Source organism: Sediminibacterium sp. (assembly GCF_051860225.1).
Lineage (GTDB): Bacteria > Bacteroidota > Bacteroidia > Chitinophagales > Chitinophagaceae > Sediminibacterium.
Window position 1 is genome coordinate 1,203,304 of sequence record NZ_JBHYEI010000001.1, and the last position, 23,543, is coordinate 1,226,846.

General features: G+C 35.4%; 16 protein-coding genes. 15 read left to right on the forward strand and 1 reads right to left on the reverse strand.

Annotation, left to right across the window (positions count from 1 at the left end; translation table 11 throughout):
• Positions 1 to 13 precede the first annotated feature (13 nt).
• The 12 genes from ACTIEI_RS05220 (at position 14) to ACTIEI_RS05275 (ending at position 18,878) form a co-directional block, all read left to right on the forward strand.
• Entirely contained in the window at positions 14 to 3,772 is a 3,759-nt protein-coding gene (locus ACTIEI_RS05220) for a DEAD/DEAH box helicase (RefSeq protein WP_439505226.1), read from the forward strand.
• Positions 3,773 to 3,889: 117 nt separating this feature from the next.
• The gene (locus tag ACTIEI_RS05225) at positions 3,890 to 6,733 is read left to right on the forward strand and encodes an outer membrane beta-barrel protein (RefSeq protein WP_439505227.1); all 2,844 of its coding nucleotides are present in this window, start codon (positions 3,890 to 3,892) and stop codon (positions 6,731 to 6,733) included.
• A gap of 288 nt (positions 6,734 to 7,021) precedes the next feature.
• A complete protein-coding gene (locus ACTIEI_RS05230; RefSeq protein ID WP_439505228.1) occupies positions 7,022 to 7,696 on the forward strand; it encodes a GNAT family N-acetyltransferase in 675 nt (224 codons plus the stop codon).
• A gap of 11 nt (positions 7,697 to 7,707) precedes the next feature.
• Positions 7,708 to 8,910, forward strand: coding sequence for an argininosuccinate synthase (locus ACTIEI_RS05235; RefSeq protein WP_439505229.1), 1,203 nt, complete (start codon positions 7,708 to 7,710; stop codon positions 8,908 to 8,910).
• On the forward strand, positions 8,903 to 9,898 hold the full coding sequence (argC, locus tag ACTIEI_RS05240; protein WP_439505230.1) for an N-acetyl-gamma-glutamyl-phosphate reductase: 996 nt from the start codon (positions 8,903 to 8,905) through the stop codon (positions 9,896 to 9,898). Before ACTIEI_RS05235 ends, argC begins: the two co-directional genes overlap by 8 nt.
• A gap of 2 nt (positions 9,899 to 9,900) precedes the next feature.
• Entirely contained in the window at positions 9,901 to 11,052 is a 1,152-nt protein-coding gene (locus ACTIEI_RS05245; RefSeq protein WP_439505231.1) for an aspartate aminotransferase family protein, read from the forward strand.
• Positions 11,053 to 11,054: 2 nt separating this feature from the next.
• A complete protein-coding gene (locus tag ACTIEI_RS05250) occupies positions 11,055 to 12,047 on the forward strand; it encodes an N-acetylornithine carbamoyltransferase (RefSeq protein ID WP_439505232.1) in 993 nt (330 codons plus the stop codon).
• Complete coding sequence (gene argB, locus ACTIEI_RS05255; RefSeq protein WP_439505233.1) at positions 12,025 to 12,813, forward strand: acetylglutamate kinase; 789 nt, start codon at positions 12,025 to 12,027, stop codon at positions 12,811 to 12,813. The genes ACTIEI_RS05250 and argB overlap by 23 nt, the downstream gene beginning before the upstream one ends.
• Positions 12,806 to 13,873 carry a M20 family metallo-hydrolase gene (locus ACTIEI_RS05260; RefSeq protein WP_439505234.1) on the forward strand — a complete coding sequence of 356 codons (1,068 nt, stop codon included), beginning with the start codon at positions 12,806 to 12,808 and terminating at the stop codon, positions 13,871 to 13,873. The genes argB and ACTIEI_RS05260 overlap by 8 nt, the downstream gene beginning before the upstream one ends.
• Positions 13,870 to 15,204 carry an argininosuccinate lyase gene (gene argH, locus ACTIEI_RS05265; RefSeq protein WP_439505235.1) on the forward strand — a complete coding sequence of 445 codons (1,335 nt, stop codon included), beginning with the start codon at positions 13,870 to 13,872 and terminating at the stop codon, positions 15,202 to 15,204. The genes ACTIEI_RS05260 and argH overlap by 4 nt, the downstream gene beginning before the upstream one ends.
• Positions 15,205 to 15,230: 26 nt before the next feature.
• On the forward strand, positions 15,231 to 15,983 hold the full coding sequence (locus ACTIEI_RS05270) for an FKBP-type peptidyl-prolyl cis-trans isomerase (RefSeq protein WP_439505236.1): 753 nt from the start codon (positions 15,231 to 15,233) through the stop codon (positions 15,981 to 15,983).
• 87 nt (positions 15,984 to 16,070) lie between these two features.
• On the forward strand, positions 16,071 to 18,878 hold the full coding sequence (locus tag ACTIEI_RS05275) for an outer membrane beta-barrel protein (protein ID WP_439505237.1): 2,808 nt from the start codon (positions 16,071 to 16,073) through the stop codon (positions 18,876 to 18,878).
• A gap of 58 nt (positions 18,879 to 18,936) precedes the next feature.
• Here the strand turns inward: ACTIEI_RS05275 and ACTIEI_RS05280 are convergent, their stop codons facing one another.
• Complete coding sequence (locus ACTIEI_RS05280; protein ID WP_439505238.1) at positions 18,937 to 19,749, reverse strand: GLPGLI family protein; 813 nt, start codon at positions 19,747 to 19,749, stop codon at positions 18,937 to 18,939.
• A 118-nt stretch (positions 19,750 to 19,867) separates the two neighbouring features.
• Here ACTIEI_RS05280 and ACTIEI_RS05285 point away from each other — a divergent pair, with 118 nt between their 5' ends.
• The 3 genes from ACTIEI_RS05285 to kbl are packed head-to-tail and all read left to right on the forward strand — an operon-like array spanning position 19,868 to position 23,541.
• Positions 19,868 to 21,616, forward strand: a complete 1,749-nt coding sequence (locus ACTIEI_RS05285) for a sensor histidine kinase (protein WP_439505239.1) — start codon at positions 19,868 to 19,870, stop codon at positions 21,614 to 21,616.
• 6 nt (positions 21,617 to 21,622) lie between these two features.
• Positions 21,623 to 22,309: a response regulator transcription factor gene (locus ACTIEI_RS05290; RefSeq protein WP_439505240.1), complete on the forward strand. Its 687-nt coding sequence runs from the start codon at positions 21,623 to 21,625 to the stop codon at positions 22,307 to 22,309.
• A gap of 44 nt (positions 22,310 to 22,353) precedes the next feature.
• Complete coding sequence (gene kbl / locus ACTIEI_RS05295) at positions 22,354 to 23,541, forward strand: glycine C-acetyltransferase (protein WP_439505241.1); 1,188 nt, start codon at positions 22,354 to 22,356, stop codon at positions 23,539 to 23,541.
• Positions 23,542 to 23,543: the final 2 nt, after the last annotated feature.

The window sequence follows — 23,543 nt, forward strand, 5'->3', positions numbered from 1 at the left end:
CCGATTCAACGCAATGGCACTACCTTATTTAATAAAACATATTTACAATTTTGGTACGGAAGAAGTTATCCGTAGAGGCAAGAAGATTCACGCATTAGGCAATGTTGAATTGATTGAGTACGATGATTTGATGGGTAATATTGTTTTTAGGGTTAAAGACGATGGGTATAGTACTTTTTATAAAGTACATATTAATCAGTTTAAAGATCCTAAAACCATTTCATTACGATGTTCTTGTCCATATAATTTAGCTGAAGTCTGTAGGCATAAAGCAGGTGCTTTATTTCACTTACAGGATATGCTCGATAAAAACTTATTAGGGGACAAAGAAACGGTTTATGATCAAAAGCACACAACAGTTAAAATAAAATTGTTGGATCTAAAATTGATCCGCATGCTAACTTCTACTGAGTCTTTTGAAAAAGCGGAAGAATATTTAAGAACCAATAAAGCAACTATTCTAGAAGCAAAAAATGAGCGAGTAGTGGCGGAGTTGGACTATGCAAATGAACACCATAAAGTTGTTCTGCAAAAAAACGAAGAAAGAAATTTCGACACTAGCTGTACTTGTAATAGTGAAACTGAACATCCGCTTTGTGTTCATAAAGGAATTATTTTTTTGCAACTCTTTAAAAATTATGGAGCTGGCTATTTTGATAGCATCAGAAATTGGGATAAAGAAAAAAATAAGTTATTGGCCCTATATGGCTATACTTTAGCCGATGATATTAAAGGGAAGTTTGAGTTTACCTATACTGATGGTAAACCTTTTTTACGTGTTTTAGATAGTAGTATAAAACGGTTAGCTTTAACTAATGTAGTAGATCCAAAGCCTAGGCCGATTGAAATGCAGCCTGAGCTTGAAACCGAAGTTGAATCTAATCAATCTGGCAATTTGAAATTAGGCTTGGTTATTACTTCATTTTCTACACAGTACCCTAATTTGCAAATTGAGGCTGTTCAAGGCGAAACAGATGATGAGCTAACTAAATTTGTTGGAAAAACAGCCAAAATAGATTTAACTAAATTTGTAAATACAGCTGTTTTTTCTGAGGATGACAAAATGCTTATGCAGCAATTGCGTAAACTGATGTCTACTGAAGTTAATCGGTACCTAAATAGAAACTCACCTTTTAGCGGAATTTGGGAGAACATTGTTCAACAGCATACGGATGAATTACCTGAAGAAACGAAACACTTGATTAATGAATACCTGCATCCCAAATTAAAAAAATTATTTACTGAACTAGCTCGTTCACCTTTTGTATTTTATTTGCCATCTGGTAAAAAGTTTATCACAGAAAATTTACAGGAAGCCCAGTTGTCTGATCATTTTATTCAGCCTGAATTCAGTATCAATTATATCAATCAACAATACGAGGTAAATTGTCATGTTCAATTGCCTACTAAAGCATTTGCAATTAGTGAGAATGAGTGCGAGTCTTCTATGTTTTTTCAACAGGGAGCTAATTTTTATATTTGGAAAAAGACTGAGGATATTTTATTGATTGAACAATTTTTGCCTACGGGTAAAAGAATAATCCATGAACAAGATTGGGCTCAACAATTAACCAATTTCATTTTACCTCTTTCTCGAACCCATTCCGTTCATTTTGCAAATGTTAAAAAAGAAGAAATTAAAGATGCAAAACCAGAACTGAAATTACTTCTCAAAGAAAAGGGTGAATACTTGTTGTTTCAGCCTGTATTTAATTATAAAGGACACGATATTCTTCAAACGGACAAAGAGAAAATATTTTTTCCTGTTGCAGATAAACTATTGGTCATTCACAGAAACAAAGATGCAGAGCAAGAATTATTGGCAAAGATAGAATCATTGCATTCTGGATTTGTACGCCCAGTTGATTCAAACATACTTGCTTTAAAAGGAAAAGATGTGTTGAAGAACAATTGGTTCTTCTTATTTATAGATGCGGTAAAAGATATGAATATTCCTGTTTTTGGATTTGAAGCTTTAAAAAACTTCAGGTTTAATACAGCAAAACCCTCTACTAAAATCTTTATTAGCAGTAATACTGATTGGTTTGATGCAAAAGTCGAAATTCAATTTGGTGAACAAAAAGTAACCATTGATGATGTAAAAAAAGCCCTGGCTAATAAGCAGCAATTTGTTCAGCTTTCGGATGGTACTTTGGGAATATTGCCGGAAGAATGGGTGAAAAAATATTCTTTATTATTTAGAGTAGGAGAGGGTAAGTCGGGCAGTATGAAGCTCAGCAAATACCACTTTAGTGTAATTGAAGAATTATACTTGCAGAGAGATGAAGAAGAGCTGTTTTTTCAATTAGAAGAAAAGTATGAACGTTTAAAAGATAACCACGAAATCAAGCCAGTTCCTGCGCCGGCTCATTTACAAGCTATTCTACGACCTTATCAGGAGAGTGGTTTTCAATGGTTGAATTACTTACGAGAAGTACAATGGGGTGGAATTTTAGCTGATGATATGGGACTAGGTAAAACCATTCAGGCACTTTGCTTTTTGCATCATCTTAAAACAGAAAATAGTAGTTTGAAAGCATTGGTTGTATGTCCTACAACATTAATGTTTAACTGGCAAAATGAGATTAAAAAATTTACGCCTGATATTAGCTTTTATGTTCATCATGGTGGTGCTAGATTAAAGGATGGCATTAGTAATAAAGCTTATGATGTGATTATTACTACCTATGGTACTTTAAGAAGTGATATAAAGCAGTTTCTTGAAGTTTCTTTTGATTATGTTATTTTGGATGAGAGTCAAGCAATTAAGAATCCAAGTAGCAAGGTAACTAAAGCAGCTTCTTTACTAAAAGCAAAGAGTAGGCTTTGTTTAAGCGGAACTCCATTACAGAATAACACATTTGACATATATGCACAGATGAATTTTTTGAACCCAGGCATGTTAGGCAGTATGGAATTTTTTAAGCAAGAATTTTCTGTACCCATTGATAAATTTGGGGAGAAGGAACAGAAAGATCATTTACGAAAATTATTATATCCATTCATTTTAAGAAGAACCAAAGAACAAGTAGCCAAGGACTTGCCTGAAAAGCAGGAGATGGTTTTATTCTGCGAAATGGGGCAGGAGCAACGAAAAATTTATGAAGCTTATAGAAATGATTACCGGGATAAAATTTTGGGTGTAGTTGAAAATCAAGGTATCCAAAAATCACAATTAACCATTTTACAAGGATTAATGAAGCTGCGCCAAATTTGCGACAGTCCTGCTATTGTAAAAGAAGAAGAACGTTATCCAAATGTTTCTGTCAAATTAGAAGAATTGGGAAGGGAGATTACAGAGAATATCAGTAACCATAAAGCTTTAGTCTTTTCTCAATTTTTAGGCATGCTCGCCTTGATTAAAGAGAAAATGAAAGAGTTGGGTGTTGATTATGAATATTTTGATGGAAGTAGTACTGTAGCAGAACGGGAGCGAGCCATTCAACGCTTTCAGAATGATGAAAATTGTAGGGTGTTTTTGATTTCATTAAAAGCAGGAGGAGTAGGGCTAAACCTTACTGCTGCTGATTATGTGTACATAGTGGACCCATGGTGGAATCCTGCAGTGGAACAACAAGCAATTGATCGTACTCACCGAATTGGACAAACCAAAAATATTTTTGCTTACCGTATGATTTGTACAGATACGGTAGAAGATAAGATTCTCAAATTGCAAGAGCGAAAACGAAATCTTGCTCGTGAAGTCATTACAGATGACGAAGGATTTGTTAAAACTTTAACAAAAGAAGACGTGGAGTACCTATTCAGTTAAGGCTTTCACCGATTTGATGAATAAAGTTTCCTATTATCAAGATAGCTTGCCATTAATATTAATCTTCAAGTGTTTTACTTGAATACATTTTAGTTTCGGTCTTTCAAAATATTGATTATGCGTTTACTTTTATTGGCGTTGAGTATGTTCTCTTGTTTAAGTTTAATGGCTCAAAATACAGCTACCTTAAAAGGTAAGCTGGTAGACAGTGTTGGTAAGCAGGCGCTGAAAGATGCTTCCATTACTGTATTAGAAGCTAAAGATTCTACATTGGATGTATTTGGATTGGCCAAAGCTGATGGAAGTTTTATTGTTGAAAAAATTTCTTTTGGTGAAATGATCGTCATGATCAAATTTCAAGGGTATGAAGCATATTCAAAAAAGATTAACTTCTCAAAAGCCAATTCTACAGTAGACCTTGGCACTATATATATGAGATTAGCAGCGAATGATTTAGGCGAAGTCACCGTTACACAGTCTCCTATTACAATCAAAAAAGATACTGTCCAATTTAATGCATCTAGCTTTAAGACAAAGCCCAATGCAGTGATGGAAGATTTATTAAAAAAACTTCCCGGGGTTCAGGTTGAGGCAGATGGAACTGTTAAAGCACAAGGAGAGAATGTTCAAAGAATATTAGTAGATGGTAAAAGGTTTTTTGGAGATGATCCAAGATTGGCTACCAAAAATTTACCTCCTGATATGATTGATAAAATTCAGGTTTTTGATGCACTGAATGACCAAAGTGCTTTTACTGGATTTGATGATGGTAACAGAATTAAAACTATCAATATCACCACAAAGAAAGATAAGCGAAAAGGGTATTTCGGTAGAATAATTGCTGGAGGTGGATCAGATTCACAAGAGGGTAGATACGACAACAGTGTTAACCTAAGTTATTTTAATGGCGATAGACAAATTACCTTTACTGGCCAAGCCAATAATGTAAATAAACAAAATTTTGGAGGACAAGATTTGTTTGGGGGCGCTGGCGGCGGTGGTGGTAGAACCATTGTTGTTGGTGGTGGTGGAAGAGGCGGTGGTGGCGGTGGAGCTACTAATAATAGTGGTGGAATTATTAATACTTGGGCGGGAGGAATCAACTATAAAGATGTTTGGGGCAAAAAAACAGAAGTGTCTGGTAGTTATTTTTATAATGATCAAAAAACATACAGAGAACAAAATAGTTTTACACAAAATTTAATCCCAGGTAATCCTGACTCTTCTATTTTTAATACGCAAACAAATAATTCTGTTACGGCAAATAGAAATCATAGAATTAATTTTAATATAGAACATCAGTTTGATTCATCTAATTCAATTATCATAAGACCCAATATTAGTTTTCAAGAAACGGAGTCTGCAACAGACGTGACTACATTTTCAACTAGGGGCACAAGTAAAAATTTGAATAATTCTGTTTCCTCAGTAGACAGAAACAATAGTGGATACAATGCAAGTTTAGAAGCAACTTTCAGACATAGATTTAAAAAGAAAGGAAGGACTTATTCAATTGCGTTCAATCCTTCTCAAAATGTTAATGATGGAAATACGTCCAATTATTCTGTCAATAACTTCTTTGATAGGCCTATCCCTGTTGCTGATACCATTAATCAAATTGGCATTACGAATAGAGATAGTAAAACAATGAATGCAACATTATCTTACACCGAACCTATTGGTAAAAACCAAATTTTAGAATTCAACTATAATTACAACTCTAATATTAATAATTCTGGTACCCAAACTTTTGCTTTCAATAAAGCCAGTGGCCAATATGATTTAGTAGTTCCTAACTTAACCAACGTTTTTGAAAACACATTCAATTCAAATAGAGTAACATTGAATTATCGATTACAAAAAGAAAAGTATAATTTCAGTATTGGTTCCGGTGTTCAGGTTGGCGACTTGGTAAGTAAGAATATCAGTAGAGATAGCTCTATTACTCAAAGCTTTGTGAATTTCTTTCCAACGATGAATTTCCGGTATGACTTTTCTAGAACCAAAAATCTGAGAATTTTTTATAATGGAAGAACAGGTCAACCTACTGCTCAGCAATTACAGCCTGTCATAGATAATTCTAATCCATTAAATATCACTTCTGGAAACCCAAATTTGAAGCAACAGTTTATTCATACTTTCAGGATATTATATAACTCCTTTGATGTAGTTTCACAAAAAATTTTCTTTGCTACCATCAACGCGAATGTTACGGCAAACGATATTCAAAATTCAACTACCTATTTACCCAATGGTGCTCAATTTACTAGGCCTGTTAATTTAAGTGGCACTTACAATGTGAATGGATTTATTAATTATGGATTCCCTCTAAAGAAGCCTAAGAGTAATCTTAATTTTGGACTTAATTTAAGTAGAAGCCAAAGTCAAACATTGGTAAATGATTTGAGTAATTATACTAGAAATACGACTGCAGGGTTTAATGCATCTTGGACTACTAATATTAAAGAAGGATTCGACATGAACTTCTCTTCAAATTCTAGTTTTAGTTTTGCTCGTTACACGTTGCAGCCTCAACAAAATGGAGATTTCTTCACGCAAACTTTTGTGGCAGAACCTACTGTATATACGAAGTCTGGTTGGGTATTTTCAACTGATTTTAGATACATTAAAAATACAGGAAGAGCTGAGGGATTCAATACTAATATTCCATTGTGGAGTGCTAGTATTGCTAAGCAGTTATTTAAGAAGAAAGATGGGGAGTTGAAATTCTATGTTTTTGACTTACTTAACCAAAATCAGAGTTTAACTAGAAACGTAACAGGCAACACCATTCAAGACGTTTCTACCGTTGTTCTGAAAAGGTATTTCATGATTAGTTTTACCTATAACTTAAGAAGCTTTGGCGCTCCTCAAGGTGGAATGCAACAGAGAGGACCAAACCAAATATTTAGAGGTGCTCCTGGACAAGGCATGCAAATGATGCGAAATTTTAGACAGTAAACGTTAACTTATCTGGAATTTTTGTTTTATTGTCCTTTGTATTTCAAAGAATTGTAAATTTGCACTTCATTTGAAACAATGGTAGCAAGCATTACATCTTCATTACACGCTAACAACTGTTCGTATTTAACAGAACAGTTGCTGATACCATTCATCGTATTACCGAGACCACGACGTGGTTTCTGATAGGACGAGCAACTGGCAATTGCCCCTATCAGTGAAAATTTCTCCGAAAAATTGGTTTGGGCTTTACGCTATCTTTTTACTCTTTTTAATTATACAAATACGTTGGAACAGTCAATTATTGTTCGTGTAGCAACTGCTAATGATATTCATTATGCAACTACTATTACCGATGAAATGGAATCGTCCGCAAAAGCCCGTGGTACGGGTATTGCCAAAAGAAGCCCTGATTATGTTGCCAATAAAATGCGAGAAGGGAAAGCTGTTATTGCATTAGAGCCTAATGGAAATTGGGTTGGTTTCTGTTATATTGAAGTTTGGGGGCACGAACAGTTTGTAGCCAATAGTGGATTGATTGTTTCACCTGCATATCGTAAAAGTGGTGTGGCAAAACAAATTAAGCAGACCATTTTCAATTTGTCTCGCAATAAATATCCTTCAGCTAAAATATTTGGTTTGACTACTGGCTTGGCGGTCATGAAGATTAATAGTGAATTGGGTTATGAACCTGTTACCTATAGTGAGCTTACCGATGATGAAGAATTTTGGGCAGGCTGTAAGAGCTGTGTCAATTATGATATCTTGATGAGTAAGGATCGAAAAAATTGTATGTGTACTGCAATGTTATATGACCCTGCCGATCATTATGAACCCGCTGAAACCATTGCCGACTTTAAACAAAACTCAAAATTATACGAGCGTTTTATGAAAGTGAAACAGAGTAAATTATTGAAATGGTTCAGGAAAAAGACTTCTAAAAATTATTTCGTTCAATTCTAAAAGCAGGAATCATGGAATCAAAAAAATTGGTATTGGGTTTTAGTGGGGGATTAGACACCACTTATTGCGCCATTTATTTGTCTCAGGAAAAAGGGTTTGAAGTACATAGTGTTATCGTGAACACAGGAGGCTTTTCAGAAGATGAATTAGTGCATATAGAAAAACATGCTTACGCGTTGGGCGTTAAAACACATACTACCATCAACGCAGTAAAAAGTTATTATGATAGTATTGTAAAATACCTGATTTACGGAAACGTATTAAAGAATAACACTTATCCACTTAGTGTTAGTGCAGAGCGATTAAGTCAGGCCATGCATATTGCAGAACATGCAAAAAAAATGAACGCGGTTGCTGTAGCACATGGTAGTACTGGTGCAGGCAATGATCAGGTAAGGTTTGATATGATATTTAATATCATGATTCCTGGTGTTGAAATTATTACCCCCATTCGTGATTTGCAGTTAAGCAGAGAGGCTGAGATTGAATACCTAAAAGAAAAAGGTGTTCAAATGAATTTTGAAAAAGCAGCTTATTCTATTAATAAAGGACTTTGGGGCACTAGTGTAGGTGGAAAAGAAACCCTACATTCAAAAGGCTTATTACCCGAAGCTGCATGGCCTACTCAAGTAACCAAAACGGGTGAAGAGGAGATCAAGATTCATTTTGAAAAAGGAGTCATTACCTGGGTAAATAACCAACACTTCACCCATCCATCTCATGCCATTCAATATATACAATCTTTGGCGGCACCTTATGGAATCGGTAGAGATATTCATGTGGGAGACACCATTATTGGAATCAAAGGAAGGGTTGGATTTGAAGCTGCTGCCCCTATGGTGATTATTAAAGCGCATCATGCTTTAGAAAAACATGTATTAACCAAGTGGCAGTTAAATTGGAAGGATCAGTTGGCGCAGTTCTATGGAAACTGGTTACACGAAGGTCAAATGATGGATCCAGTGATGAGAAATATTGAAGCATTTTTAGAAGATACACAAGAACATGTAACAGGTTCTGTTTATGTTCAATTAATGCCTTACCGATTCCAAATAATTGGTATAGAATCTGAATTCGATTTAATGAGCAGCCAATTTGGAAAATATGGGGAAATGAATAATGGATGGACTGGAAATGATGTAAGAGGGTTCTCTAAAATTTTTGGTAACCAAACGGCTATTTATCACCATATTAAAAATGCATCCAATGATTAAAGTTGGAATAGTAGGCGGTGCAGGATATACAGGAGGTGAATTAATACGATTATTATTAAATCATCCTGAAACTAGTATCTGCTTTGTTCACAGTACAAGTAATGCAGGAAACCCTTTATACAAAGTTCACGCAGATTTGTTAGGAGAAACCGAACTGCTTTTTACTGCTGAATTAAGCACTGATATTGATGTATTGTTTTTGTGTATGGGGCATGGTGATGCAGCTAAATTTTTAAAAGAGAATGTTATTGCATCATCGATTAAAATAATTGACCTTTCACAAGATTTTAGATTAAATCATAGTGCCGTTTTTAATGACCGAACATTTGTGTATGGCTTACCCGAACTAAACAAAGCAGCTATTGTAAATGCGCAAAATATTGCGAATCCGGGTTGTTTTGCTACTGCCATTCAATTGGGTCTTTTACCATTGGCCAAAGCAGGTGTTTTAGCAGACATTTATACCACTGGTATAACCGGCTCAACAGGTGCAGGTCAGGGATTAAGCAATACTTCTCATTTTAGTTGGAGAGCCAATAATATAGAAGCGTACAAAACATTGGCGCATCAACATGTAAATGAGATTACGCAATCTATTAATCAATTGCAAATTGATGATGCGCTTTCTGTAAATGGAGAAGGTAGAGGTTTGCATTTTGTTCCATGGAGAGGTGATTTTACTAGAGGAATTTATATCAGTTCAATGGTAGAAATTGGCCTTCCTTTTGAAGAAGTAAAAAGTTTATATCAATCATTTTATGCAGATGCAGCTTTTACGATTGTTTCTGACAAAATGATTAATCTGAAACAAGTGGTTAACACCAACAAGTGTTTAATTCATTTAGAAAAGCAAGGCAATAAACTTGTTGTACATAGTGCTATAGACAATCTGTTGAAAGGCGCAAGTGGTCAAGCTGTTCAAAATATGAATTTATTATTTGGATTAAATGAAAAGGCCGGATTAAAATTGAAGGCCAGTTATTTTTAGTTATGAAATTATTTGATGTATATCCCTTGAACAATATCACCATTAATAGGGCTCAAGGTTCTTATGTGTGGGATAATAATGGTGTCCAGTATCTTGATATGTATGGTGGACATGCAGTGATTAGTATTGGCCACACCCACCCTCATTGGGTAAAGCGTATTGAAGCTCAATTGGAAAAAATTGCCTTCTATTCTAATTCAATTGTTATTCCATTGCAACAAGAGCTGGCGGATAAGCTGGGAGTAGTCAGTGGTAAAACCGACTATCAGCTATTTTTATGTAATAGTGGGGCTGAAGCAAATGAAAATGCATTAAAGCTTGCCTCTTTTCATACAGGAAGAAAAAAAATAATTGCATTTTCTAAATCATTTCATGGTAGAACTTCTTTGGCTGTAGCGGCTACTGATAATCCCTCTATTGTTGCGCCAGTAAATGAAACCAATCATATTATTTTTCTGCCTTTTAATGATGAAGCTGCTCTAGATGCTTGTTTTAAAGCACATGGTTCAGAAATTGCGGCAGTCATTATTGAAGGTATTCAAGGAGTAGGGGGAATTGTACCAGCTACTATTCCTTTCTTAAAATTGATCAGAAATTTATGTGATCAAAATGGATCGGTTTATATAGCAGATAGTGTACAATGTGGATATGGAAGAACGGGCCAATTTTTTGCACACGATATAGCTGAAGTAAATGCCGATATCTATTCAATGGCAAAGGGTATGGGGAATGGCTTTCCAATTGGTGGTATTTTAATTGCACCGCATATTCAATCTAAACATGGAATGTTGGGTACTACTTTTGGTGGCAATCATTTAGCATGCGCTGCAGCCTTGGCTGTTTTAGAAGTAATGGAGGAAGAAAATTTGATGAGTATTGCTAAGCAAAGAGGGATGTATTTGATGAATCAATTAAAAGCTATAGAGGGGATTGAAAACGTTAGAGGAAGGGGCTTGATGATTGGGTTTGATGTTCCGGAAAAAATGAAAGGGTTAAAAAAACTATTACTTGAACAGTACAATATTTTCACAGGCGAAGCAAAACCCAATGTGATTAGACTATTGCCTTCATTAGCGCTTTCACGAAAACAAGCAGATGAGTTTTTAGAGGCTTTAAAAGAAGCAATTCTTGAAATACAAACCAATGCTGAATAAATATGAACCACTTTATTTCTGCAACCGATGTTACCAGTATTCAGCAACTTGTAGACAATGCTTTGCAGTACAAGTTGAACCCTTTTCTCGATGCTCAATTAGGTAAAGGAAAACGAATAGGATTACTTTTTTTAAACCCTAGTTTAAGAACAAGATTGAGTACACAAGTTGCTGCCGCTAATTTAGGCATGGAAGCAATTGTATTTAATGTAGACAAGGAAGGCTGGGCTTTAGAATTTCAAGAGGGGGCTGTTATGAATGGTACAACTGTGGAGCATATTAAAGACGCGGCTCCGGTATTGGGTCAGTATTTTGATATATTAGCCATTAGAACATTTCCTGCGCTCAAAAATAGAGCAGATGATTATAGTGAAATGTTTATCAAACAGTTTATTCGTTTTGCAGGGGTGCCAGTAGTAAGTTTAGAGAGCGCAACCTTACATCCCTTACAATCTTTAACCGATATTATTACAATTCAAGAGTCAATTAAGCAGATAGGTGCAATGCATAAACCTAAAGTGGTTTTAACATGGGCGCCACATATTAAACCATTGCCACAATGTGTAGCCAATAGTTTTGCACAGTGGGTGAATGCTTGGGGTAATGCCAATTTTGTAATCACTCACCCTAAAGGGTATGAGTTGGCCGAACAATTTACCAATGGCGCAACCATTATTCATGAGCAAGAGGAAGCTTTAAAAAATGCTGATTTTGTTTATGTAAAAAATTGGAGTAGTTACGAGCAATATGGAGAGATTTTGCCTGCTAATACTAATTGGATGTTGACGAATGAAAAATTAGCTTTCACCAATCAAGCTAAAATAATGCATTGCCTACCTGTTAGAAGAAATATTGAACTAAGTGATGAAATTTTAGATGGTCCAAATAGTTTGGTTACACAACAAGCAGGTAATCGTGTTTGGGCTGCACAAGCCGTACTTGCAGCAATATTAAATACCTTAAATCAATCAAATGAGCCAACTGATCATTGTTAAAATTGGAGGTAATATTGTTGATGATGATCATGCGCTTCAGCATTTTCTGAAAACTTTTGCTGCAATAAAGCAATCAAAGCTATTGGTTCATGGAGGAGGTAAGTTGGCAACTAGAATAGCTGAGGCAATGGGAATTCAGCAGCAAATGGTAGATGGGAGAAGAATTACTGATACGGAAACCTTGAAAATAGTTACCATGGTTTATGCTGGCAATATCAACAAGAATATTGTAGCTCAATTACAACATTATGGTACAAATGCTATTGGTTTAACCGGATCAGACGCCAATGCAATTCTCGCGCATAAGCGCATAAATAAAACATCAACTGACTACGGATTTGTGGGAGATATTGATGAAGTTAATACTGCTTTTTTTCATGTACTTGTTCAACAGGGCTTGGTTCCAGTAGTGTCTCCTATTACACATGATGGTAAAGGTCAATTATTGAATACCAATGCAGATACCATCGCGCAATCCATAGCTACAGCAATGAGTGCACTTTATGAGACGATACTTATTTACTCTTTTGAGAAAAAAGGCGTTTTGTTAGATATTAATAATGAAGATTCAGTTATTCCAAAAATTGATTCAAACTATTATCAAATACTAAAAGATCGGCAGCAAATATTTGCTGGAATGATTCCTAAATTAGATAATGCGTTTACTGCAATTGAACAAGGTGTTGCAAAAGTAGTAATTGGAAATGCAGATGAATTAGCAGCACTAATTATTGGTAAAGCTGGAACAACCATTCAACATGGATGAGATAAAAGTACTATATACCGAAGCAATTGATTTATTAAAACAACTGATTGCCATTCCTTCTTTTAGTAAAGAAGAAGCTGCAACTGCTGCTTGTATAGCCAGTTTTTTGCAGAAAAAGCAAATCCCTTTTCAACAACAAGGAAATAATATTTGGGCAACGAATTTGCATTTTGATATCAATAAGCCTACTATTTTATTGAATTCACACCATGATACCGTTAAGCCTAATAGTGGTTACCAGTTAAATCCATTTGAACCCATTATTAAAGAAGATAAATTATATGGCTTAGGAAGTAATGATGCTGGAGGGTGCTTAGTTTCTTTACTTGCTTGCTTTGTTTACTATTATGGCAAAGCTGATTTAGCGTATAATTTGATTATTGCTGCAACTGCGGAAGAAGAAATATCAGGCAAGAATGGTGTAGAGGCATTGATCCCCCAATTACCCCCTATTGAATTTGCAATTGTAGGCGAACCTACCTTATTAAACTTGGCTATTGCTGAAAGAGGTCTCATGGTAGTAGATGCAAAAACAACTGGTATTGCAGGTCATGCGGCAAGAAACGAAGGGGAAAATGCATTATATAAAGCGGTAAAAGATATTGAATGGATTCGGCAATATGAATTTGAAAAAGTGAGTGAGTTATTAGGCCCAGTTAAAATGACTGTTACTTCTTTTAATACAGAAAATAAGCAACACAATATGGTGCCTGCTTCTGCTGAATACTTGATTGATATTCGTGTGAATGAATTGTACCAATTTGAAGAAATATTGGATAAGTTAAAAGCGAGTTTGAACGCGCAAATTACACCTCGTAGCACGCGTATAAAATCAACTTTAATTATTCCCAATCATCCAATAGTAAAAGCTGGGGAATCATTGGGAAGTATTTGTTATGGAAGTCCCACCACTAGTGATAAAGCCCTAATGCCTTTTCCAGCTTTAAAGGTAGGACCAGGAGATAGTGCAAGAAGTCATACAGCTGATGAGTTTATTTATTTATTGGAAATTGAAAAGGGAATTGAATTTTATATCAACTTATTAAATGAGGTATTATGAAACTTTGGAGTAAAAGCAATACCAATACCACTCAAGCCGTAGAGAAATTTACTGTTGGAAAAGACAAAGACTTCGATATCTTCTTGGCGCCTTTTGATGTGTTGGGTTCAATAGCTCATGTTAAGATGCTGGCCAGTATTGGTTTATTAACTCATCAAGAAATGCTAGCATTAGTTAAAGAGTTGCAAGTAATTTATCAATTGGTGATCCAACCTGATTTTGTGATTCCAGATGGGGTAGAAGATATTCATTCTTATGTAGAGTTGGTGCTCACGCAAAAACTGGGTGATGTAGGTAAAAAAATCCATAGTGCTAGAAGTAGGAACGACCAAGTATTGGTAGATATTAAGTTGTACTTAAGAGCTGAAATTAAAACGATAGCCGAATCAACTTTTCAATTGTTTGAATTGTTGCAACAAAAAAGTGAAGAATATAAAAACCATTTATTGCCAGGGTATACCCATTTGCAATTGGCTATGCCCTCTTCTTTCGGTCTTTGGTTTGGAGCATATGCGGAAAGTTTGGTAGACGATTTAACTATGCTTGAAGCTGCTTATACGGTGGTTAATAAAAACCCACTAGGTTCTGCTGCTGGCTATGGTTCCTCCTTCCCGATAAACCGAAAAATGACCACTGATTTATTGGGTTTTGATCAGCTCAATTATAATGTGGTGTACGCCCAAATGGGAAGAGGTAAAACAGAAAGAATCGTGGCAACTGCATTGGCAAATATTGCTGATACTTTAGCCAGAATAAGTATGGATGCTTGTTTGTATTTAAACCAAAATTTTGCATTTATTAGTTTTCCTGCAGAATTAACCACTGGTTCTAGTATCATGCCGCATAAAAAAAATCCAGACGTTTTTGAATTGACCAGATCTTACTGCAATAGAATAAAAGCATTGCCTAATGAAATTAGTTTAATGACTACCAACCTGCCTTCGGGATACCAACGTGACTTGCAATTATTAAAAGAAAATTTGTTCCCTGCTTTTTCTGAATTGAATAATTGTATTGAAATGATGCTTTTGATGTTTAGTCATATTCAGATAACACCAAATATTGCCGATGACCCTAAATTCCAATATATGTTTAGTGTTGAAGAGGTAAATAAATTGGTTTTACAAGGGCTTCCTTTTCGGGATGCTTATCAGCAGATTGGGAATGCCATAGAAAAGGGGGAATTTAATTATTCAACCTCCGTAAATCATAGTCATGAAGGCAGTATGGGGAATCTCTGCAACGAGGAAATTAAAGGAATGATGAATCAAATAATGAGTCGTTTTCAATTTAGCAAAGCAACAACAGCCTTTCAATTACTTTTGACTTAATTTGCAAACCATTTATAAAATATCAAATGAAAAAAATACTTAGTTTATTAGTTTTAGGAACATTGGTATCAGTTACGCATGCTCAGGCGCAGCCGGCAGTAAAGTCGCCAGTTAAAACACCTGGTAATGTGAAAACTGCAACAAAACCTGTTGCTAAAGCACCTGCAGGGGCTGTCATTTTTAAGTCATCGGCGGACAGTGCGAGTTATGCATTGGGTGTTAGAATAGCCCAAAACTTAAAATCTCAAGGATTAGATCCTTTGGTTGCGGCAATGTTCCAAAAAGGAATCACCGATGGTTTTGCGGGTAAAAAATCGATTATTGCAGATGAGTTATTAGACTTGTGTATTGGGAATTATCAGCAGAAATTGAGTGCAGAAAAGTCAACCGTTGCACGAGAAGCTGGTAAAGCCTTTCAAGCCAAAATGGCAAAGAAGCCAGGGGTAGTTACTCTTCCTAGTGGATTACAATATGAGGTAATTAAAAATGGTACTGATACGATTAAGCCAAAACTGACGAATAAAGTAAAGTGCCATTATCATGGAACCGTGATTAGTGGTGAAATCTTTGACAGCTCTGTTGAAAGAGGAGAGCCAGTTACTTTTCCTTTAGGGAATGTAATTTTGGGTTGGCAAGAAGGGCTACAGTTAATGACTGTAGGCAGTAAATGGAAGTTTTATATCCCAGCTGATTTGGCTTATGGAGACCAACAAAAAGGAGATAAAATTGCTCCAGGTTCTTTACTCATTTTTGAAGTAGAATTGTTAGGGGTTGAATAGTTTTTTAACCTTTATTAACCTTTAAGAAAAGTTAGTTAACCCTTATTTGGGGCTTAGCCGATTAGCTTCGTACACTAAATATTTTGTATGAAGCTAATCGGTTTTTTTATGCTTGGGATATGTTTTTCTTGGGCTTTAAATGCACAACAAACCACTGCAACAATTTACGGAGAAGTTGTTGACTCAATTGCGGGGAAGGGGTTGGCATATACCACCGTGTCAATAGTGCAACAGAAAGATTCTACCCTTGTAAGTTTTGCAAGAGCAGACTCTTCAGGTAAATTCAAATTGTCGGGTTTGCCAAAGGGGAACTATCTACTTTCTTTTTCTTATGTGGGATACTTGCCAGTTTGGAAGCCAATTCAAATAAAGGCTATAGAACAGTTAAATTTAGGCCGGATCAATTTAACTGATTTAGTTCATGCAGGGGATGTAACCGTTACCGCAAGAAGGCCTCCTGTCATCATCAATAATGATACCATTGAATTTAATACAGAAAATTTTAAAACACAACCCAATGCGGTTGTTGAAGATTTACTGAAGAAATTACCCGGTGTAACAGTAGATAGGGATGGTACCGTTAAAGTAAACGGGCAAAGAGTGAATCGCTTTATGGTTAATGGTAAAGAGTTTTTTACAGGCGACCCTAAATTGGCAACTAAGAATTTAGATGCGGATGCGGTTGATAAGGTGCAGGTATATGATCGTAAAAGTGACCAAGCAGCTTTTACAGGGGTTGAAGATGGTCAATCAGAAAAAGCGATTAATTTAAAACTGAAAAAAGACAGAAATAACGCCACTTTTGGAAGGGTCACTGTTGGGGGCGGAAATAAAGACAGATTTGAGGGCCAAACGAATATTAACCGCTTTAGTGGCGACAAACAACTTTCGCTTATCGGTATGGGCAATAATACCAATAAGCAGGGATTCTCCATTGGAGATGTATTAAATTTTACCGGCGAATTAGCAAGAGGGATGCGCAATGGTGGAGGCGTATCGATTCGCACAGGTAATAATGATGAATCTGGTGGAGGATTGCCCATCACTGGCATGGGTCCCAATCAACAGGGTATTGCGCAAACATTTGCAGGTGGTTTAAATTATAATAACAATTGGAACAAGCGAACCGATTTAAATGTCAATGGTATTCTTAGTGATGTAAACCTTCAAACATATAGAACAATCAATCGGCGAAATTTATTGCCTGGAAATACTTTTGATTATACGGCTAATAGCAGTAATATCAATCATAATAAACAGAAAAAAATTAGTGCTATTCTAGACCAGAAAATTGATTCTTCCTCTTCTTTACGATTTACCCCACAACTAACCGTTCAAGATAACACTACCAACTCAACCAGTAGTTATCGGTCGGTTAATGACCAACAAGTCAAACTTAATGAAGGAAGTACCAATTTAGTTAGTCAGTCAAATGCGGTGAATTTTAATGGCAATTTATTATTTAGGAAGAAATTTAAAAAGCATGGCAGGACGATTTCTTCTAATGCTAGTTTGGCTTATAATGATAGTAAACAAGACGGTAATTTAACCACCATTAATCGCTTTTACAATTCGGGTATTCCTTTGCCAGATTCAATTACCAAGCAAATCAATAATCGGGATGCAATAACAAATAATATTGGTGGAAATATTATCTATACAGAGGGTATTGGTTTAAAATCATTATTGGAATTCAGTACTTTTTATAATATTAGTACAGGAGAAAGTAAAAGAAATACTTTCGATTTTAATAATGGAAACGGTAAGTATGATCAAGTAAATACGCTTTTAAGTAATCATTTTAGAAGTGTGTATACTTATGGAGGTGGAGGGCTAAATTTTAGATCTAATTTCAAAAAGTTGAGTTTAACTACTGGTGCAAGTTTGCAGGTTGCATCAATGGAAAGTGTGAATAAAACTAATTCAAATACGATTAGGCAAACATTTACTGATGTATTGCCCATGCTCTCTGTTCAATTCAAATTAAAACCTTCTGTTAGTTTAGGAATAAATTATAATACATCAACAAATCAACCTTCTACGCAACAGTTACAGCCAGTTGCAGACATCAGCGATCCACTCAATACCTATACTGGAAATCCTAACTTAAGGCGCAGTTATACCCAATCATTGGCAATTAATTTTTCTTCATTTAATATTTATACACAAAGAAATGTGTTTTCATTTCTTTCCTATTCAAGAATCAATAATGCATTTGTGAATTCCGATAGAATTTTGCCAAATGGTTCAAGAATAACGATGCCAGTAAATGCAAATGGAAATTCCTTCTTAGTAGGAAATTTCAATGCAGGTTTCCCGCTGAAAAAATTGAAGTCTAGGGTTGATATTGGACTAAGTGGGTCCAGCTTTAGAAATATCAGTTTTATTAATGACCAAAAAAATATCATTGATAATATTAGTTTAACACCCAATATTGGTTACCAGTTTTCACTGGATACAACTTTAGAAATTCATTTAACTGCTAGAGTTAATATCAATCAAGCTAAATACTCTTTGCAGCCACAACTGAATAACCGATTCTTTCAACAAGTATACGGTCTTGATATCACCAATTTTTTACCTAAAGGATTTGTAATGAATAATACGCTCGACTATACCATTAATACTGGAAGAGCAGATGGATTTAATACAAGCGTTCCTTTTTGGAATATTTCTCTGGCAAAAAGCTTTTTAAAGCAAAAAAGGGGCGAATTGAAATTTACTGTTTTAGATGTCTTGAATAAAAATATTGGGATTAATAGAACAGCGAATCAAAATTTTATTCAAGATACCCGATATAATGTTTTACAAAGATACTTCCTGTTGAGTTTTAGTTATCGCTTGAACAGATCGGCTGGAGGTAATGGTACTAATGTTGTTATTCGTAGTTTTTAAATTTGGTTTTCGGTAAAAAAGAGCCCCTTGATTTTCAAGGGGCTCTTCATTTTATCTACTAATTCCTATTGATTTTAAATCCACCTGGTGCTTGTGAACTCATCAAATCAAACATGATTTTTTGATATTCTTGCCTGCTAATTGGTTTACCCTTCTGGGGTTCTTTCAATTCTTTTTTATTGACAGTTTTCTTGAATTCTGTAGCAGTGAAAACCGTTGTGCCGTTGTTGAAATCTACTTCTAAAATTAACCCTGGCAATTGGCCATAATTTTCTGGTCCTGCCGGGGTAATAATATCGTTGGTAAACCAAGCAACTATTTCAATTTCTTTTATTTCAGGACTCGCTTGTTTGTTGGTAGTATCATTACTATTTTCAGACGGTCCACCAAATGTTCGAATAACTGCTCTTTGTGTTTGTTTAATTTTTCGTGTTGCTTTATAACAAGTAAATCCTAAAATCTTTTTTGTTTCCTCTGTCATTTTCCATGGCTCTGGTTTCAATGTGTCAAGTATTAAATATGTTTTTCCACCAAGATCTGAGGATTGTATTCCCTTTGATTGAGCAAAATTCTTGTAAAGGTCACCACCATCAGCACCACCACCTACACTGACAAATACGGTACCGCCACTTCTAGAAGAAAATGGATCTGGCGCTTCAACTTCCGGTATCATTCGATAGATTGAAACACTGTCGCTAAATAGCAATTGATGCCTACTCGTTCTAAATTCAGGCATCATTGCTTTCATTTGTTCATTTTGAATGGTTTTGTGTAGGTTCACTTTTTTTTCGTAAAGAATGGTACCTTCTTTTTGTTGTGCCAATAAAGTTGAGCAGCTTAGTAGCATAGACGCTGTTATCCATTTTTTCATATTACTTGTTTTAGGATTCAAAACTATTTCTTGCTGTGTTAAACTGCCTTTCACTAAGGTTAATTAAGGTTAATGAGACACTTAGTGGTGCTTTTCAAGATTATATTTGTATTGAGCTATGACGAAATTGACTATTTCAAGATGGATAATGATCAGTGCAATTGCGCTGATTGTAGCATTTCAATGTTATTGGATAAGTCTTATTTATCAAGAAGAAAAAGAAAGCACCTTAAAGCAAGCAGATTTACTTTTTAAGGAATTGGTGTACACCATGCAAGTCAATCGATTTAAATCTGATACGCTTTTTTTAAATGCCGGAAAAGGCAATAACTTATTTGCTTTAGAAGCTGCAAATGCTTTATTGAAGGAACGAGATAGTGTAAGACCAAGCTTGTTGCGTGACACAGGTTTGGTGAAAATGATGAAAGGCCTGTTGCGTGACACATTTGTTAAGCAAATCACCATTACACAAAAACAACCCACTGATACTAATATATTAAGTTCTTTTTTAGATACGCTTTTGCCAAAGCCATCTTCAATAATGAGTATTAGGGTCCATCCCAATCAACCTTCTTTGTCAATTCGTACAAATGACAGCTTAACGAATATTCGTCAGTGGCTGGTTAAAAAAAATGGAGATTCTCTTGTTTCTAAAAAAATAATGCCAGATTCTTTTGTTGTTCATCAAGCGATCAACTTGACAAAACTTCCCTCAAAAAAAGATAAAAGTCCTCAGGCAATACGTTTATCTAAGAATACATCAGCGCTTGCTTCCAACCGTTCCTTTATTAGTTTGTTTTCTAGAAGTGTTGCGGTAGCTGACTCGCTTTCGATTAAAGACCTTGATTCAGCTTATGCTCTTAGTTTAAAGAAGTCTGGTATTGATTTGATATTTAAAACTAAGACAGGTTTATTTGATTCATTGCATCTTAAAGATACCGTTTCATCCAACTTTTACAGAACCAATATTGCTACAGTTGGGTTTACTCAACCAAAATGGTATCAAGCAAAGTTTGATAATCCAACTGTATTTATTTTGATCAAAATTTTGCCACAAGCTTTTCTCTCGTTGCTATTAATTTCATTTATATCAATCGCTTTTATTTTTTTATATCGAAATTTAGTTGCACAACAAAAATTAGCCATTTTTAAAAATGAGTTTATCAGCAATATTACCCATGAGCTTAAAACGCCCATTGCTACCGTAAATGTTGCAATAGAAGCTTTGCGAAATTTCAATGCTTTGCAAAATCCCGAGCGAACAAAAGAATATTTGGCCATTTCTTCTGCAGAAATGCAACGACTCAGTTTGCTAGTAGACAAAGTCCTTAAATTATCGATGTTTGAGTCAGATAAAATTATCCTAAACAAAGAGTGGTTCAATCTTAAACTGTTAGTAGAAGAAATTTTAGATAGCATAAAAATTCAATTCGATAAAAAGAATGCCATCATTGAATTCAATACGTCTTTACAAGAATTGTTTATTGAAGCAGATAAATTACATATATCAAGTGTGCTGTATAATTTATTAGATAATGCTTTGAAATACAGTAGTAATAATGCTGTTGTGAAACTATACTTGTCAATGCCAACTGATCATTTGGTTGAGTTGCAGATCATAGACAATGGTATTGGTATTGCGAAACAATTTCAACATAAGATTTTTGATAAGTTCTTCCGTGTACCAACTGGGGACCTTCATAATATCAAAGGGTATGGATTAGGTTTGAGCTATGTGAATCATATTATACGTCTACACAAGGGTTCTATTTCCGTAAAAAGTGAACTTGGTAAAGGCAGTGAATTTACCGTTCTATTGCCTATATCTGCAGCCGATAGCAAACTCATTAATGTTAATCCATCTTAGTTTATTATGGCAATCAAGATTTTGTATGTTGAGGATGAGTTGTTCTTGGGTAAAATTGTATTAGAGTCATTAGAGCAAAGAGGTTTTGAAGTATTAATGGAAATGGATGGTGCTAAGGTCATCCATCAATTTCAACAATTCTCGCCTGATATATGCGTGTTAGATATTATGCTCCCCAACAAAAATGGGTTTGAGTTGGCTACTGCCATTCGAAATTTACAAGACGATATGCCCATTATTTTTTTAACAGCTAAAACGCAAACCGAGGATGTGGTAAAGGGGTTTAATATAGGCTGCAACGATTATATAAGGAAGCCCTTTAGTATAGAAGAGTTGATTGTTCGTATAAATAATGTTTTGCGTATTCCTAAAATAGCAATTTTAAAAGGTATAGAGGAGGAGGTAATGATTGGCCAGTTTAGGTTTCATGCACATAAACAAATGTTAATTTTTGGAAAGGATATTCGGAAATTATCTTACAGAGAGTCGGAATTGTTGAAGTATTTTTACCTCAACTCCAATGAGCTTATTCAAAGAAGGGAATTATTGAACCATATCTGGGGAAATGATTCATTTTTCAACAGCAGAAACTTAGATGTTTATATCACCAAATTAAGAGGATATTTAAAAGAAGATCCTAATCTTCAAATTATTACCATAAAAGGGGTTGGCTACCGGTTTGTTGCAGACTAGAAAAGCTTGAACTTCCCTACCTTTGCCATTCTAATGAATGGAATATGAACGAAAAATTTGTTGCCAGAATTGCCAGTGAATTGGCTGAAATTGAATCTGCAGGTTTATTCAAAAAGGAAAGGGTTATTACTAGTGAGCAGGGGCCTGAAATTATAGTGAATGGTAAAAAAGTATTGAACTTTTGTGCCAATAACTATTTGGGTCTTTCTTCTCATCCCGATGTGATTAAAGCAGCACATAAAGCCATTGATACCCATGGGTATGGTATGAGCAGTGTTCGTTTTATTTGTGGTACACAAGACATTCATAAAGAGTTAGAACAAAAGTTGGCCGATTTTCTGGGAACAGAAGACACCATTTTATATGCAGCGGCATTTGATGCCAATGGAGGTGTTTTTGAGCCTTTGTTTGGTGAGCAAGATGCCATCATCAGTGATGCCTTAAACCATGCTTCCATTATAGATGGAGTTCGCTTATGTAAAGCACAGCGTTTCCGTTACGAACATAATAATATGGCAGATTTAGAAGCCAAGTTAAAAGAGTCTGCTAATTGCAGGAGTAGAATCATTGTAACAGATGGTTCCTTTAGCATGGACGGGACTATTGCTCAATTAGATAAAATTTGCGATTTAGCTGATCAATATGATGCCATTGTAATGATAGATGAATGTCACTCATCTGGATTCTTAGGAAAAACAGGAAGAGGTACCCATGAATACCGTGGAGTGATGGGCAGGATTGATATCATTACTGGCACCCTAGGTAAAGCCTTAGGTGGAGCAAGTGGTGGATTTACCTCTGGAAGAAAAGAGATTATTGAAATGCTTCGCCAACGAAGCCGCCCCTATCTTTTCTCTAATACGGTTGCCCCAAGTATTGTGGGTGCTTCTATTGCAGTATTAAATATGCTTACTGCTGCTACTACTTTAAGAGACAAATTGGAATACAATACCAACTATTTTAGAACAAAAATGACTGAAGCGGGTTTTGATATAAAACCAGGTGATCATCCCATCGTTCCTATTATGTTATACGATGCGGTAATTGCACAAAATTTTGCTGCAAAGTTATTGGATGAAGGAGTTTATGTGATAGGCTTCTTTTATCCAGTAGTTGCTAAAGGTTTGGCAAGAATAAGGGTTCAGTTAAGTGCTGCTCATGAACAGGAGCACTTAGACAAAGCCATTGCTGCTTTTACTAAAGTAGGGAAGGAATTGGGGGTGATTAAATAAAG